Origin of the sequence: Vibrio ulleungensis (assembly GCF_016900875.1) — a bacterium.
GTDB lineage: Bacteria > Pseudomonadota > Gammaproteobacteria > Enterobacterales > Vibrionaceae > Vibrio > Vibrio ulleungensis.
Genome location: NZ_JAFEUM010000013.1, coordinates 1 through 15,042, shown reverse-complemented (window position 1 = coordinate 15,042; position 15,042 = coordinate 1). Strand labels below are relative to the sequence as shown.

13 protein-coding genes are annotated in these 15,042 nt (G+C 45.3%); 8 read left to right on the top strand and 5 right to left on the bottom strand.

Going from position 1 to position 15,042, the window contains the following annotated elements:
- Positions 1–167: 167 nt before the first annotated feature.
- Both der and JQC93_RS19550 read left to right on the top strand, forming a co-directional pair.
- A complete protein-coding gene (gene der / locus JQC93_RS19555; RefSeq protein ID WP_084888365.1) occupies positions 168–1,649 on the top strand; it encodes a ribosome biogenesis GTPase Der in 1,482 nt (493 codons plus the stop codon).
- A 450-nt stretch (positions 1,650–2,099) separates the two neighbouring features.
- Complete coding sequence (locus JQC93_RS19550) at positions 2,100–2,324, top strand: zinc ribbon domain-containing protein (RefSeq protein WP_205160014.1); 225 nt, start codon at positions 2,100–2,102, stop codon at positions 2,322–2,324.
- Here JQC93_RS19550 and xseA read toward each other — a convergent pair.
- The gene (xseA, locus tag JQC93_RS19545) at positions 2,321–3,667 is read right to left on the bottom strand and encodes an exodeoxyribonuclease VII large subunit (RefSeq protein ID WP_205160013.1); all 1,347 of its coding nucleotides are present in this window, start codon (positions 3,665–3,667) and stop codon (positions 2,321–2,323) included. The genes JQC93_RS19550 and xseA overlap by 4 nt on opposite strands.
- Before the next feature lie 231 nt (positions 3,668–3,898).
- Here xseA and guaB point away from each other — a divergent pair, with 231 nt between their 5' ends.
- The gene (gene guaB / locus JQC93_RS19540) at positions 3,899–5,362 is read left to right on the top strand and encodes an IMP dehydrogenase (RefSeq protein ID WP_205160012.1); all 1,464 of its coding nucleotides are present in this window, start codon (positions 3,899–3,901) and stop codon (positions 5,360–5,362) included.
- Between the two features lie 134 nt (positions 5,363–5,496).
- Positions 5,497–7,074, top strand: a complete 1,578-nt coding sequence (gene guaA / locus JQC93_RS19535; protein WP_205160011.1) for a glutamine-hydrolyzing GMP synthase — start codon at positions 5,497–5,499, stop codon at positions 7,072–7,074.
- Between the two features lie 64 nt (positions 7,075–7,138).
- Here the strand turns inward: guaA and JQC93_RS19530 are convergent, their stop codons facing one another.
- From JQC93_RS19530 to JQC93_RS19520, 3 genes are all read right to left on the bottom strand, one after another.
- Positions 7,139–7,843, bottom strand: a complete 705-nt coding sequence (locus JQC93_RS19530; RefSeq protein ID WP_205160010.1) for a PEP-CTERM sorting domain-containing protein — start codon at positions 7,841–7,843, stop codon at positions 7,139–7,141.
- A 344-nt stretch (positions 7,844–8,187) separates the two neighbouring features.
- Positions 8,188–9,696: a glycerol-3-phosphate dehydrogenase gene (gene glpD / locus JQC93_RS19525; RefSeq protein ID WP_205160009.1), complete on the bottom strand. Its 1,509-nt coding sequence runs from the start codon at positions 9,694–9,696 to the stop codon at positions 8,188–8,190.
- Between the two features lie 210 nt (positions 9,697–9,906).
- The gene (locus JQC93_RS19520) at positions 9,907–10,674 is read right to left on the bottom strand and encodes a DeoR/GlpR family transcriptional regulator (protein ID WP_084888379.1); all 768 of its coding nucleotides are present in this window, start codon (positions 10,672–10,674) and stop codon (positions 9,907–9,909) included.
- A 225-nt stretch (positions 10,675–10,899) separates the two neighbouring features.
- On the opposite strand from JQC93_RS19520, the gene glpK reads away from it, so the two are divergent.
- From glpK to JQC93_RS19500, 4 genes are all read left to right on the top strand, one after another.
- Complete coding sequence (gene glpK / locus JQC93_RS19515; RefSeq protein ID WP_205160008.1) at positions 10,900–12,423, top strand: glycerol kinase GlpK; 1,524 nt, start codon at positions 10,900–10,902, stop codon at positions 12,421–12,423.
- Between the two features lie 155 nt (positions 12,424–12,578).
- Positions 12,579–13,307: a hypothetical protein gene (locus JQC93_RS19510; protein ID WP_205160007.1), complete on the top strand. Its 729-nt coding sequence runs from the start codon at positions 12,579–12,581 to the stop codon at positions 13,305–13,307.
- A 13-nt stretch (positions 13,308–13,320) separates the two neighbouring features.
- Entirely contained in the window at positions 13,321–14,157 is an 837-nt protein-coding gene (locus tag JQC93_RS19505) for a hypothetical protein (RefSeq protein ID WP_205160006.1), read from the top strand.
- A 34-nt stretch (positions 14,158–14,191) separates the two neighbouring features.
- On the top strand, positions 14,192–14,863 hold the full coding sequence (locus JQC93_RS19500; protein ID WP_205160005.1) for a hypothetical protein: 672 nt from the start codon (positions 14,192–14,194) through the stop codon (positions 14,861–14,863).
- Between the two features lie 88 nt (positions 14,864–14,951).
- Here the strand turns inward: JQC93_RS19500 and JQC93_RS19495 are convergent.
- Positions 14,952–15,042 (bottom strand): IS3 family transposase (locus JQC93_RS19495; protein WP_205158803.1); only part of this gene is annotated, 91 nt, incomplete at its 5' end.

The window sequence follows — 15,042 nt, the reverse complement described above, 5'->3', positions numbered from 1 at the left end:
ATAGCAGTCACTAAAAATGGCGTCTATGCTGAATACTACCGACCTAAACGATTGGACGTTGTTGATTGGTGGTGTCTTCGTAGGTGCGTTTTCTGAAACAATATCGTCGAGAAGACGACACGTAAGTGGCGAAGCCATTTACTTAGTTATTGAATTTTGAGGTCATTATGGTTCCTGTAGTTGCTTTAGTTGGACGTCCTAATGTGGGTAAATCCACCCTATTTAATCGCCTAACTCGCACTCGAGATGCGTTGGTTGCTGATTTCCCTGGTTTAACACGTGATCGTAAGTACGGTCAGGCAAAACTGGGTGAGCACGATTTTATTGTGATCGATACAGGCGGTATCGACGGCACTGAAGAGGGCGTAGAAACCAAAATGGCCGAGCAATCGCTAGCGGCGATTGAAGAAGCGGATGTTGTGCTGTTTATGGTTGATGGCCGTGCTGGCCTCACCGTTGCTGACGAAGCGATAGCCCAGCACCTTCGAGTCATAGAAAAGCCAGCTATGCTGGTGGTTAATAAAGTTGATGGTGTTGATGCTGACGCCGCCAGTGCAGAGTTTTGGCAGCTTGGGATGGAGTCTATGTATCAGATCGCAGCAGCTCATGGCCGTGGTGTAGCATCATTGATTGATAAAGCTTTAAATCCATTTGCAGAAGAGCTAAAGAGCCAGCAAATTGAAGACCTAACTGGTGAAGAAGCGCCAGAAGAGGAAAAGCTGGAGTACACCGAAGAAGAAGCAGAAGCAGAGTACAAGCGCCTGCAAGACCAGCCGATTAAACTGGCGATCATTGGCCGCCCTAACGTGGGTAAATCAACGCTGACCAATCGCATTTTAGGTGAAGAGCGTGTGGTTGTGTATGACATGCCTGGAACCACGCGGGACTCTATCTATATCCCGATGGAGCGTGATGAGCGTGAATATGTGCTTATCGATACAGCGGGTGTTCGCCGTCGTAAGCGTATTAACGAAACTGTTGAGAAGTTTTCGGTTGTTAAAACTCTTAAAGCAATAGAAGACGCTAACGTAGTGTTGGTTGTTATTGACGCAAGAGAAAATATTTCGGATCAAGATTTAAGCTTACTTGGCTTTGCGCTAAATGCTGGGCGTTCTATTGTAATTGCCGTCAATAAATGGGACGGATTGGATACTGACGTAAAAGAAGGCGTAAAAAAAGAGCTAGACCGACGTTTAGGCTTTGTCGATTTTGCTCGCATTCACTTTATTTCAGCCCTACATGGTACAGGTGTTGGTCACTTGTTTGAGTCGGTTCAAGAAGCGTATAAATCTGCAACGACGCGTGTCGGTACTTCTGTGCTGACTCGTATCATGAAAATGGCGACAGAAGATCACCAGCCGCCATTGGTTCGTGGACGACGTGTTAAGCTAAAATATGCACACGCAGGTGGGTACAATCCACCTATCGTGGTGATTCACGGTAACCAAGTGAATGAACTGCCAGCGTCGTACAAGCGTTACTTAATGAATTACTATCGTCGTAGTTTGGAAATTATGGGAACACCCATCCGCATTCAATTCCAAAACAGCGAAAACCCATTTGAGGGTAAAAGCAATAAAATGACCTTGTCACAGGAGCGCAAGCGCAAGCGACTGATGACAATGATCAAAGGAAAGAACAAACGCTAGTCACTTCAATGACCAAGAATGTCTTAAGCCTCGGTATTTTACCGAGGCTTTTTTTTGAGGTTTATGCAGCCAAACACATAGGAAAATAAGGACTTATAGATTGAGCTCAAGTTGGCATATGACATCGTCAATGGCGAAAGAATTTTGATACACTAAATAGACAATGAGCAGAGAAACGCACTGCGATCGCAATAAGATCGTTTTGGTTTATTCTGTGAATATGTAATATTAGAATCCTAATAGATTTTTATACTACCTGAAATCGAAATGCAGGATATGTAACTTATGCTTTCGGTATGTGGTTATATAAATGTTCTTTTTAGGGTAGATCGCTGATCAGATGCCTATAAGCCTAAGATCAGTAAGTTGATCCTTAACAATGCTTATGCAACAAAAGATCTGTTTTAATAGTACAAACAGTAAACGCTTAAAAAGGTTCTAGGAAATAGTATGACAGATAATCTCTGCCCTAAATGTGACAAAGAGTTGAGTTGGAATGGTCGCTACGAATGTGAGAGTTGCAATGCGGCGTATCTAAAAGTGGGCTACTGCCCAAAGTGTGAGTCAGAACTAGAAAAGCTCCAAGCGTGCGGTGCAGCAAATTACTTTTGCAATAGCTGCAATGAATTGCAATCGAAGTCTAAGGTTCGATTTGAGTTCAAACCAATCAGTTAAAGTGGTTTGCTATCAATCACCGTTGAAGTGATCTCTCCACTCGACAGTCGAGTAGTTAATGTATCGCCTTGTTTGACGACGGTACTATCCACGACGACTGAGCCATCGCTTTTATGAGTTATAGAATAGCCGCGTTTTAGAGTAGACAGAGGACTGACGGTATCAAGTTTTTCCATCTGCATGGCAAGTTGATGCTGCTTTTCTAGCAGAGTGCGTTTGGCTAAGTTGTTTAGCTTATCACTCAAATGAGACACTTTTTGGCTTTGGATATCAATCCGCCTTTTGGGGCTTGCCATATGTAGTTGATGGCCACTCTGGATCAGGTGTTTTGTCTGCGCATTGAAGTAGTGGCGCATCGCTTGCTCTATTCTAGACTGATAATCATCTAATCTTTGAGCTTGTCTCTCTAATCGATATTGAGGGTGAGCTTTATCCAGTTTGTGCTGTAAGTGCACGAATGTTTGATGCTGCTTGCTTAACTGTCCGCTCATAGCGCGTTTAAGCGCTGCAACCAAATTCAGCACTTGGCTGGCTTTATGACTTTGATCTTGACTGACCAACTCTGCGGCAGCGGAAGGTGTTGGTGCTCTTAAGTCGGCCACAAAATCACAAATGGTGACATCGACTTCATGGCCAACAGCACTAATAATCGGGATCTGACTCGCCGCAACGGTTCTCGCTACTATTTCGTTGTTAAAACACCATAGGTCTTCTAGCGAACCTCCGCCACGACCAACGATCAGTACGTCGCACTCTTGGCGATCGTTTGCACGGCCAATAGCCTGAGCAATAGATAGTGACGCTTCTTCACCCTGCACCATAGTTGGGTAAATAATGACATTCAAACTAGGATCGCGTCGCTTTAGGACATCGAGCACATCGTGTAGAGCCGCCCCAGTCTTTGACGTGATCACACCAACTGTTTTCGGATGTTCAGGTATTGGGAGCTTGCTTTGCTGAGAAAAGAGTCCTTCAGCCGCTAACTTCATCTTCAAAGCGTCAAACTGCTGTTGCAGTTGTCCGTCACCTTCTGGCTGCATCGAGTCAGCAATAAGTTGATAGTCACCGCGAGGTTCATACAGTGAAAGACGTGCTTTGACTAAAACTTGCTTACCGTTTTCTGGACGAAAATTGACGCGTCGGTTGTTACCGCGAAACATCGCACACTTTACTTGAGCGCGAGAGTCTTTAAGCGTGAAATACCAATGCCCAGACACTGGGGCAGAAAAGTTGGAAATTTCACCCACTAACCAGATAACACCCATTTCATTTTCCAGTAATAGACGCACCTCAGAGTTGAGGCGAGAAACAGTATAAATATTGGGGTTGTTAGTAGAAAGCACGATAAGGCTGACTCAAATCACGAAGACGTGGGTGTAGGAATTAGCGGCAATATAATACATATCAAGGGTAGAAAGGCAAATTTTTATTACAAAAATGTGTGGCCAACCGTTTGCGTAGTGCGTATAATCCGTCTGCAATATCAAATCCAAATCCGATTATGGCGCCGCAATTTCGCTGCTAATTGATTTGGATTTACTGTTTTTTAAACCACTTGTTGTGAGATATTGCAAATGCTAAGAATTGCCAAAGAAGCGCTGACGTTCGATGATGTCCTACTCGTACCAGCTCACTCCACTGTTCTCCCAAACACGGCTGATCTTCGTACTCGATTGACGAAGAACATCACGTTGAATATTCCTATGATTTCCGCCTCTATGGATACGGTAACTGAAGCTCGCCTTGCGATTGCTTTGGCCCAAGAAGGTGGTATCGGCTTCATCCATAAAAACATGTCTATCGAGCAACAAGCCGAGATGGTTCGCCAGGTTAAGATTTTTGAGGCTGGCATCGTGTCACACCCAGTGACCGTTAAACCAGAACAATCTATTGCTGAGGTGCTGGAATTGACCCGCATCCACGGCTTTGGTGGCTTCCCTGTAGTGACCGACAATAACCTGTTGGTGGGTATTATTACTGGTCGTGACGTTCGCTTTGTAACAGACTTGTCGAAGAAAGTTGAAGCGGTAATGACGCCTAAAGATAAGCTTGCGTCAGTGACCGAAGGTGCATCTCGTGAAGAAGTAGAAGAGAAAATGCACAGTGCTCGCGTTGAAAAAGTATTGGTCGTCAATGATCAATTCGAACTGCGCGGCATGATCACCGCAAAAGACTTCCATAAAGCGGAACGTAAACCTAACGCATGTAAAGACGAACGTGGCCGCTTGCGCGTTGGTGCAGCAGTTGGTGCTGGTGCTGGTAACGAAGAACGTGTTGCTGCTCTCGTTGAAGCGGGTGTTGATGTACTGCTGATTGACTCATCACATGGTCACTCCGAAGGTGTATTGCAACGTATCCGTGAAACTCGCGCAGCGCATCCTGATCTCGACATCATTGGTGGTAACGTGGCGACAGGCGCTGGTGCACAAGCGTTGATTGACGCAGGTGTCAGTGCGGTAAAAGTCGGTATTGGCCCAGGTTCAATTTGTACAACGCGTATCGTTACCGGTGTTGGTGTTCCACAAGTTACGGCTATTGGTGATGCAGTAGAAGTTGCCGATAAACACGGTATTCCAGTGATTGCCGATGGTGGTATTCGTTTCTCTGGTGATATTTGTAAAGCTATCGTAGCTGGCGCTTCTTGTGTCATGGTGGGTTCAATGTTCGCAGGCACAGAAGAAGCACCTGGTGAGATCATTTTGTATCAAGGTCGTTCTTACAAGTCTTACCGTGGAATGGGCTCTTTAGGCGCAATGTCTCAAGGTTCATCTGACCGTTACTTCCAAACCGATAATGCTGCAGACAAATTGGTTCCAGAAGGCATCGAAGGTCGAATCGCCTATAAAGGCAAATTGAAAGAGATCGTTCACCAGCAAATGGGCGGCCTGCGCTCAAGCATGGGGCTGACAGGCTCTGCAACCATTGAAGTGATGCGCACAACCGCTGAGTTTGTTCGTATTTCTGGTGCTGGTATGAAAGAGTCGCATGTTCATGACGTGCAAATCACCAAAGAAGCTCCAAACTACCGTTTGGGCTAATGAATAACTTGCGAGCACTTGGCGGTGCTCGCACTGTTTCCGGTTAAAGTGATGCTCACTTTGACTACCCTAATTATTTAAAGTTTTGGTTCTAAGGAATGGAGCCGACCACCTAATATTTGAGACTATTTCTAATGACAAAGAATATCCACGATCAACGTATCCTTATTTTGGACTTCGGTTCACAATACACGCAGCTTATCGCACGTCGCATCCGAGAAATTGGTGTTTACTGTGAACTTTGGAGCTGGGATGTTGATGAACAAGACATCAAAGAGTTTGCTCCTAACGGCATTATTTTATCTGGTGGTCCAGAGAGTGTTACAGAGAATGACTCTCCGCGAGCTCCTCAATATGTATTTGAAGCGGGTGTTCCAGTTCTTGGTGTTTGTTACGGCATGCAGACAATGTCTGAGCAACTTGGTGGTAAGGTTTCGGGCTCAAATGAGCGTGAATTTGGTTATGCTCAAGTTGAAGTTGTGGAAAACTGTGAACTGTTCAAAAACATCGAAGATGCAATTGCAGAGGACGGCAATGCACTCCTAGATGTGTGGATGAGCCATGGTGATAAGGTTGTCGAAATCCCATCGAACTTCACTAAAATTGCTCAAACTGATACTTGTCCGTTTGCCGCAATGGCCAATGAAGAGAAGAATTTCTATGGTGTTCAGTTCCACCCCGAGGTGACGCATACTCGCCAAGGGCAACGTATGCTAGAGAACTTTGCTCTAAATATTTGTGGTTGTGAAAAACTGTGGACTTCGCAAAGCATTATCGACGACGCGATTGCTCGCATTAAAGAGCAAGTGGGTGATGATGAAGTGATTCTTGGTTTGTCTGGTGGCGTAGACTCTTCGGTAGTGGCCATGCTGGTTCACCGAGCGATCGGCGACCGACTCACTTGTGTGTTTGTTGACAATGGGCTACTCCGATTAAACGAAGCTGACCAAGTCCTAGAAATGTTTGGCGACCACTTTGGATTAAACATTGTTCACGTTGACGCAGAAGAGCGCTTTTTGAATGCTCTTGAAGGTCAATCGGATCCAGAGCAAAAACGCAAAACCATTGGCCATGTGTTCATCGATGTGTTTGACGAAGAGTCGAAGAAACTAGCCAATGCCCGTTGGTTAGCACAAGGTACGATCTACCCAGATGTCATCGAATCTGCCGCCTCAAAAACAGGCAAAGCTCACGTCATTAAGTCTCACCATAACGTTGGTGGTTTGCCTGACGATATGGAAATGGGGTTAGTGGAACCGCTGCGCGAACTGTTTAAAGATGAAGTCCGTAAAATTGGCCTTGAGCTTGGCCTTCCATACAACATGCTTTACCGCCATCCGTTCCCAGGACCAGGTCTTGGTGTTCGCGTATTGGGTGAAGTTAAGAAAGAGTACTGCGATCTATTACGCCGCGCTGATGCTATCTTCATTGAAGAACTGCATGCAGCGGATCTGTACAATAAAGTGTCTCAAGCCTTTACGGTATTCTTACCAGTTCGCTCTGTAGGAGTAATGGGCGATGGCCGCAAATACGATTGGGTTGTGTCGTTACGCGCCGTTGAAACTATTGACTTTATGACTGCGCACTGGGCACACCTTCCATACGATTTCCTAGGAAAAGTATCCAATCGCATTATCAATGAGATCGACGGTATCTCTCGCGTGGTTTACGATATTTCTGGTAAGCCACCGGCTACCATCGAGTGGGAATAGTAGACTTACTAGAATAACAAAAGGGAGCTCATAGCTCCCTTTTTGCTTAATGCATTGTTTGCAATTACGAATAGCTGGTTCTACGACGATGTCTTAGTGAAGCACCCAAGCCAATTAAGCCAAGACTGAATAGAACAAGAGTTTCAGGCTCTGGCACTGGGATACCGAAGGTTGTGATTTCAATTTCGCTTTCTTCAAATGTAATGGATTCGAGGTAAAAGCGTGTGTCTACTGAAGTTATTTTTGCAAGATCAGTAGAAAGAATATCACCGGTTAATCCATCGAGAGCACCATCAGGACTGTCTTTAAAGTTGTGTGTCAAAGTATCCTCAAGAATAGCGCCATTGAGCAAATCAAACCGAATATTGTTATCGCCGTTCCAATAATCGTCATGCCCATCACTGTTTAAATTACCACCATTAAAAGAGATAGCCGTGACAGTGACGTCAGATGAAAACGCTAACGATAGCCACTCGCCGATTCCGGTATTATCGCCATTGACACCACCGTCAGCACCTATACCAGCATCAACTGGTCTGATATCTTGAACGGTATCCTCGGTGCTACTACCAATAGTTAAGAACTGTCCTGCACCATAGCCATACTTCAAAGTTGTGCCGCTGTAATCTGTGCCGTTAGCCGCATGACCACCGTCAGGTACGACGTAGTCGTAAGCTCCACCGTTCCAATCAAACTGGAATGTGATCGCCTGTGCTTGTCCTGCAATGAACATACATCCTAAAGCTGTAATTAAAGTTGTCTTTAACATAATAAACCCCTTTCGGAACACTGCATTTCCAGTGTTAGCAACCACCCTGGTCACATACTATTCACAATTTGCATAACGCATGCCAGTAAATGAAAGAGTTTTCTTATCAATAGGTTAAAGTGACGGCAATCTTATTAATTCACTAAATGTTTCTTTTATGTAAACAAATTTGACGCTAGCATGACTTAGAGTTGACTGAAATTTGTAGCGGAAAAGAAAGGGTTGAGGATAACTGGTTGATTAATCGTAGTTACTGAAGATGAATAGTCGTTGTCACGAAACTGTAAAGAAACTCGACACTGAACGTGAATGTTGTTCAGTGTCGAGGTAGATAGTATTTATTACTATGCAGTAACTGGTTCGTTAATTATCTGATTTGACGAGATAAAGTCGCTGATGTTTTGCTGTGTCTGTTTTGAGCATAACAGCCCTAGCTTAGTGCGGCGCCACGCTATGTCTTCAAATGTTTGTGCAAATTCATGCTCACGAAGGTAATCAATCTCAACTTGGTATACCTGATCGCCAAAATGCTCACCACATTCTTCTTCTGTGTTGATGTTGCTAAAAAGAGTCAGACAGCGCGACCCATATTGTTGAATTAGGCGCGAAATAGTGGCGTCAGTTAGCCACGCACACTGGGTCTTCAGGCTGTTGTGGATTTCCGTTCTATTGAAGTTTTCGCCACCAGGAAGGGGCGATTCGCTAGTCCAACTCTCGCCCATATTAGAAAGAAAGGGTTTGAGTTGTTTCATCGCTGATTCACCAAGCTTTCGGTATGTTGTGAGTTTGCCACCAAATACCGATAGCAATGGAGCTTGTTCTTCTTCTTGGTTTAACGAAAGCGTGTAGTCGCGAGTGATGGCCTGCGGTGAATCGGATTCATCATCACACAAAGGTCTTACGCCACTGAATGTCCAAACAATGTCGTCCACCGAGAGTTGCTGTGTGAAGTGCTTATTCAACACCTCGAGCAGGTAATCGCGTTCGGTGTTATCTAGTGCGACCTCTCTTGGGTCACCCTTGTACTCGACGTCGGTGGTCCCAACAATCGAGAACTTGTCTAAGTAGGGGATAACAAACACGATTCGTTGGTCGTCATTTTGCAAAATATACGCGTGCTCACCGTCGTGCAATCTTGGCACGACAAAGTGCGAGCCTTTAATCAGTCGAATACCGTAAGGAGAGGGTTGAGAGAGGTTTTCCGTCAAAAAGCTTTTTACCCAAGGTCCGGTTGCGTTGACCAAAGCGTGACTATAACGAGTGAACGACTCACCAGTTACTTGGTTGCGCAACTCCACTTCCCATAAATCATTCACGCGGGTTGCTTTGGTCACCGTAGTGTAGTTTTTCACTTCTGCGCCATTTTCTTTGGCTTGTATGGCATTAAGAATGACAAGTCGCGCATCATCAACCCAGCAATCTGAATACTCAAAACCGCGTTTAATCTCTGATTTGAAGATACCGTCTTTGGTCAGGTCCACATTGTGGCTGCCTTTGAGCGTGGAGCGTTTTCCGAGGTTATCGTAAAGAAACAGACCAGCACGAATCATCCAAGCTGGGCGCAAAAATGGACGATGGGGCAAACGAAAACGCATGGGTTTGGCAATATGAGGCGCTTTTTTTAGAATAACTTCACGTTCGCTTAATGCTTCGGACACTAAACGAAACTCATAATGTTCTAGATAACGTAGCCCGCCGTGAATCAGCTTTGAACTGGCAGAGGAGGTCGCGCTTGCAAAGTCTTTCGCTTCGTATAAACCGACGCTAAGCCCTCGGCCTGAGGCGTCTGCTGCTATTCCAGCACCATTGATACCGCCGCCGACGACGATAATATCCATTACTTGTTCGCTCATTACTAAACCTTTCGTTTGTGCGCGTTTATGCTCGTTTTGTGTATTGTACGAAAATTTGAGCAAAAAACTAGGGGTTTAGTGCATTAAACTTTACATTTTGTAAACATTATAAAAAAGCCGTTGCAGCGAAAGAGGTTGTCTGTCGCTGAAACGGCTTTGTTTGTGAGGGATAACGGTAGCGCTCTGTGTTAAACAGAGCAAAATATACTCTTAGGGCGTCGCAATCTCGATGACGACGTCATTGAGCTTGGCAATTTCTTGGATAGTCTTCGAGGGTAGCTGGTCGGTAATCATACGGTCGATTTCACTAATGTTGCCTAGTTTAACCATCGCACTGCGGCCAAATTTTGTATGGTCTACTCCTAGGTACACTTGACGGCTATTCTCAATGATGGCTCGTTTGACGCGAACTTCGTGATAGTCAAAGTCGAGAAGAGAGCCATCGTCATCGATTCCGCTGATCCCCAGAATGCCAAAGTCTAAGCGAAACTGCGAAATAAGATCTAATGTCGCTTCCCCGGTAACGCCACCATCGACGCTGCGTACCTCACCACCGGCAATAATGACCTTAAAGTCACTCTTGGTCATAAGCAAGGTAGCTACATGAATATTGTTAGTCACGATATTGAGCTGCTGGTGAGAGTTGAGCAGCGCTCTCGCAATAGACTCAGGCGTTGTACCAATGTCTATGAACAGCGTTGCGCCATTAGGTATATGCTTAACTAATGCTTGGGCGATGAGATCTTTTTCTTGCAGAGCGAGTACTTTACGCTGATCGTATGCGGTATTCTCTGAGCTAGAAAATACCGTTGCTCCGCCATGGTTTCGTTTGAGTAAATTTTGCTTTGCGAGTTCATTAAGATCACGACGAATCGTTTGTGGACTAACACCAAAATGGTCAACTAACTCATCGGTTTCTACAAACCCTTTGTCGTTTACCCATTTAACAATTTGGCTGTGGCGCAAACTAGATTTCACGTAAGTCCCTATATATAAGCGAGGTTGCAGTGGCTAATTTATCAGTCTAGGGGGCAATGGTTAAGGTTAGACGAGCTTTTTTTTTGAAATGCTGACGAGAATGAGAGTGATTTCTTGATTAAGTTAACAATTCTTGTTTCAATTGTAGCATTGATGTTGCTCGAACGAACATTTACGAGCACTATTGCGTTCAAAATAAAATAAGATGATCCGTGGGAGATGGATATGACCCTCAATGTACACCAAGACGCCCCCTATATTGTTGCCTTGGACCAAGGGACCACCAGTTCACGTGCTGTGATACTGGATCATGACACCAATATAGTGAGCGTTGCTCAACGGGAGTTTGAACAGATTTATCCTCAGGCAGGTTGGGTAGAGCACGACCCAATGGAAATTTTTGCCACGCAAAGTGCCACATTAGTGGAAGTACTGAGCAAAGCCGGGATCGCGTCGGCGCAAATTGCCGCTATTGGTATCACAAACCAACGCGAAACAACCATTGTCTGGAATAAAAATACCGGTAAACCTGTTTATAACGCCATTGTATGGCAATGCCGCCGTACTGCCGAAATGTGCGACCAGCTTAAAGCCGAAGGACTCGAGGAATACGTAAAAGACGCCACTGGGTTGGTGCTTGACCCGTATTTTTCAGGGACGAAAGTAAAGTGGATACTCGACAATGTGGACGGGGCTAGAGAGCAAGCTGAAGCAGGGGAGTTGTTGTTTGGAACGGTCGATACTTGGTTGGTCTGGAAAATGACTCAAGGCCGTGTCCATGTGACCGATTACACTAATGCCTCGCGAACCATGTTGTTTAATATCAATAGCATGCAGTGGGATGACACCTTGCTTGAGAAATTTGGTATTCCTCGTTCAATGATGCCAGAGGTGAAAAGCTCTTCAGAAGTTTACGCCCAAGCAAACCTTGGAGGTAAAGGTGGGGTTCGAATTCCTATTGCAGGTATCGCTGGTGATCAGCAAGCCGCGCTGTTTGGCCACCGCTGCGTCCAACCAGGCCAAGTAAAAAATACCTATGGTACTGGGTGCTTTTTGTTGATGAACACGGGCAACGAAAAGGTCACCTCAAACAGTGGGTTGCTCACGACAATTGCATGCGGCCCGAACGGTGAGCCGAATTATGCACTAGAAGGTGCGGTATTTATGGGCGGCGCGTCCATTCAGTGGCTGCGTGACGAAATGAAGCTGATCACCGACGCCAACGATTCAGAGTATTTCGCAACCAAAGTCGACTCATCGAATGGGGTTTATGTGGTTCCGGCCTTCACGGGATTAGGCGCACCTTACTGGGATCCTTATGCACGAGGCACAATTGTTGGCTTAACTCGTGGCTCAAACTCAAATCATATTGTTCGTGCAACACTGGAGTCGATTGCCTATCAATCCCGTGACGTGATGGATGCAATGAAAGTGGACTCGGGCAATGACATCTTGTCACTCAGTGTTGATGGTGGCGCAGTGGCGAACAACTTTCTTATGCAGTTCCAGTGCGATGTTCTCAATGCGGATGTAATCCGGCCTAAAGTCACCGAAGTCACGGCCCTTGGTGCCGCGTACTTGGCTGGTTTAGCGGTCGGGTTTTGGTCGTCTATTGATGAACTTGCCGATAAAGAGATTGTCGATAAGCGTTTTGAACCTAGCCAAGATGACGGTAAGCGTGAACAGCGTTACGTTGGTTGGCAGCGTGCTGTGAAATGCGCTCAAGTTTGGGCTGAATTGCACGACTAAGTACCTGCAAATGAACAAAGTAAAAGAGGCGCTAGCGCCTCTTTTTTTTGACTTAGGTGCTCTTTTGCCAACAATAATTCGATACTAAAAACTGCGTCTATAAGCTATAGTGTAAAGAGTTTCCTTTCACTAAAGTTCATACCTAAGCCGTACCCATGTCGTCAAAATATCTCGAAAAAGTTTGGAGCCATAAAACGGTTACCATGGAAGAAAAACTGCTTCTACTCGCTCTTGCCGAGCTTGCGGATCGTCATGGTGCGTTTATTACTAGTATGCAAGAGCTGTCGCAAATGACCAGTGGTTCAGAAAGTGCGCTCGAGAACTTACTGTCCAAACTTAGCCTTAACCACCACATTATTGGTCTTAATAAACGAGGCAACTCTTATCGCGATGGCGGTAACATCAAAGGTAAGTTGAATGTCGATACCTATGTCGACCATGGGGCTTCACAGCAACAAGCCAACGAACAGCCAGCGCAGTTTGAGCAAGCGTTTCAAAAGCGCAGCAAGATGTCGAGTTTTCACCGCTCGCAAGTGTCGCCAATCCAGCCAAGCGGCAATAACAAAATGATCAATGCGAAAGAACTGTCACCCAATGTTATTGAAGATTGGGCTGAACTGATCATGTTCAAAAGTGGCTTTGCTGGTCAAACTGCGGTGTGGGCCAGTTTTATCGAAAAGCTAAGGCTGACACCTCAAGCACTGTTTAACATGGACGAAATGACCAGTCGATTACACTCTCACCTTCATTCAGAGAAGACGCCGTATCAAAGCACGCGTAAATCCTCGAACTATCAAAAAGGCCAATACCAAAAAGCGCCAAGACGTTCTGCGGTGGATGAGTTAGAAGAAAAGATTTCCAATTTTAAGTTTAACGACGAGTAAGGGACCGATTGAGATGAGCAAACCGACTCCAATGGGCGATACATTTGATTCTTATCTTAAAAAGGCGCGCCATTCGTCACCAACGAGCAAATCTGTAAAAGCTTCGGCACCAAAGAGCCAACAAGGCAGCGTCTCTTTGCCTGTTTACGACCAATCAAAATTGCCAAGCAAATCAGACAGTGGCAACGAGGTCGCGGCTGCTGTTAGTGAGCAAAAGCTGTTCTCAGCAAAAACGCAGTTGTTGTTAGAGCAATTTAGTGGTGTCGAGCAAAAGAAAATCCTTAAGTTTTGGTATGAAATGACCATCAGTTTTGGCAGCAAGTTCCGTTATGAATTTGGGGATGAGCCCGATCGCCATGTGATGAAGTTTGCCGCAGCGCTTAATGAACAAAGCTATCAGCGCCTCAAAGACAATCTCGACGAACGATTAAAAAAAGGGCAAGAGTGGCCTCCAACGGTGGCGGCACTTGAAGCGCTAAAAGATACGCCAACCGATCGCGAGATACTGGAAGCTAGAACCAATATTTTGACGTTGAAAAACCCAAAGAGTCGGGTTGAAAAATACATTATTGATAGAAAATCGGCCAAGCTACGCACCTTGTCTGACATGCATATTGCCAAAGAGTTTAAGACGCTCTACTTAGAAGCATTTGAAGAAGTTTTACTGCATGACTTCGATACTATTTTGGATCATCAAGAGCAAAACAATCACTCGGTGGTGGCAAAAATCGAACCGACCGATCTCGATAGAAAAATCGATTCTCTGGCTGAGCAAGGCTATCGACCAAGTGGTAGCTTGGGCGAGCGTTTGGAGCGTATTGAGCAGCTTCGAAAAGCGCAAAGCAAATGAGCCAACGTACTTTGACTGAGATGCGATAACGCCGATGCAAGATTTTGATGTTATAGAAAAGCACTCAGACTATTTCCTTGCCCGAAAGAAAGGGATGCATTGCAAAATTGTGGTGGACGAATTTAGTCAAAGCATGCCGATTGGCCGACATCGTTTGCATGTTGAAGAGGTGAGTGACCGATATACCCACCACTCTCGCGAAGGCATTTTTCGTCTGACATTACCCTTTGCGCAGCAAGGATCGATCGACATCTGTACTATGCGCGCATCGGGTCAATATAACCTTCGTGCACAAAAACGGTTTTTGCAGTTAGGTGGCAAGTGGGAGCCCGTGTTGGGGGAGTGGGTGTTTTCAGCCTCGGTGGAAGACAAAGTCAATGCGCTTAGCGAACAGTTAAATAGCCAACTCTACTGGGTAACCTGTTTGTTTACCGAAACCGTCACTGTAATGGGAGAGCCATTGACGCTATTTGGGTTTCCTGTAGTAAAAGGGCTCAACAAAAAGCTGAACCCAATATTAGAATATGAAGTAACCCTTAAGCAGGGTGAAATTGCGCAAATGCCCGGCAAAGCGATGGTGTTGGCTGGCAGTGCTATTCGCCTCGCAGTGCCTCAGGCGCTATTGGGTAACCCTTTCTTCCATGAAGATTTTTTGTGTGTTGTTGAGCTTTCAAAGCGCAAAAAACCGGATAAACGCAAAAAGTAATGTATCGTTTTCGCAGACACTGGCTTGGCTAAAAACAAAAAAACCTATTACAGAAGTTGAAGTGACCCCTTAAAGTTGGACATTTCTGTTAAGCGGCTTGTAAGGCCTGATTTCGATATTCCATCGGAGTCAGGCCTTTTAGTTTCACCTTGATGCGTTTTGTGTTGTAGTACTCGATG

What these genes read in the sequence shown, in the direction of transcription:
- der (WP_084888365.1), top strand. Translation starts at nt 168, where the DNA reads ATGGTTCCTGTAGTTGCTTTAGTTGGACGTCCTAATGTGGGTAAATCC.
- JQC93_RS19550 (WP_205160014.1), top strand. Translation starts at nt 2,100, where the DNA reads ATGACAGATAATCTCTGCCCTAAATGTGACAAAGAGTTGAGTTGGAAT.
- guaB (WP_205160012.1), top strand. Translation starts at nt 3,899, where the DNA reads ATGCTAAGAATTGCCAAAGAAGCGCTGACGTTCGATGATGTCCTACTC.
- guaA (WP_205160011.1), top strand. Translation starts at nt 5,497, where the DNA reads ATGACAAAGAATATCCACGATCAACGTATCCTTATTTTGGACTTCGGT.
- JQC93_RS19530 (WP_205160010.1), bottom strand. Translation starts at nt 7,843, where the DNA reads ATGTTAAAGACAACTTTAATTACAGCTTTAGGATGTATGTTCATTGCA.
- glpD (WP_205160009.1), bottom strand. Translation starts at nt 9,696, where the DNA reads ATGAGCGAACAAGTAATGGATATTATCGTCGTCGGCGGCGGTATCAAT.
- glpK (WP_205160008.1), top strand. Translation starts at nt 10,900, where the DNA reads ATGACCCTCAATGTACACCAAGACGCCCCCTATATTGTTGCCTTGGAC.
- JQC93_RS19510 (WP_205160007.1), top strand. Translation starts at nt 12,579, where the DNA reads ATGTCGTCAAAATATCTCGAAAAAGTTTGGAGCCATAAAACGGTTACC.
- JQC93_RS19505 (WP_205160006.1), top strand. Translation starts at nt 13,321, where the DNA reads ATGAGCAAACCGACTCCAATGGGCGATACATTTGATTCTTATCTTAAA.
- JQC93_RS19500 (WP_205160005.1), top strand. Translation starts at nt 14,192, where the DNA reads ATGCAAGATTTTGATGTTATAGAAAAGCACTCAGACTATTTCCTTGCC.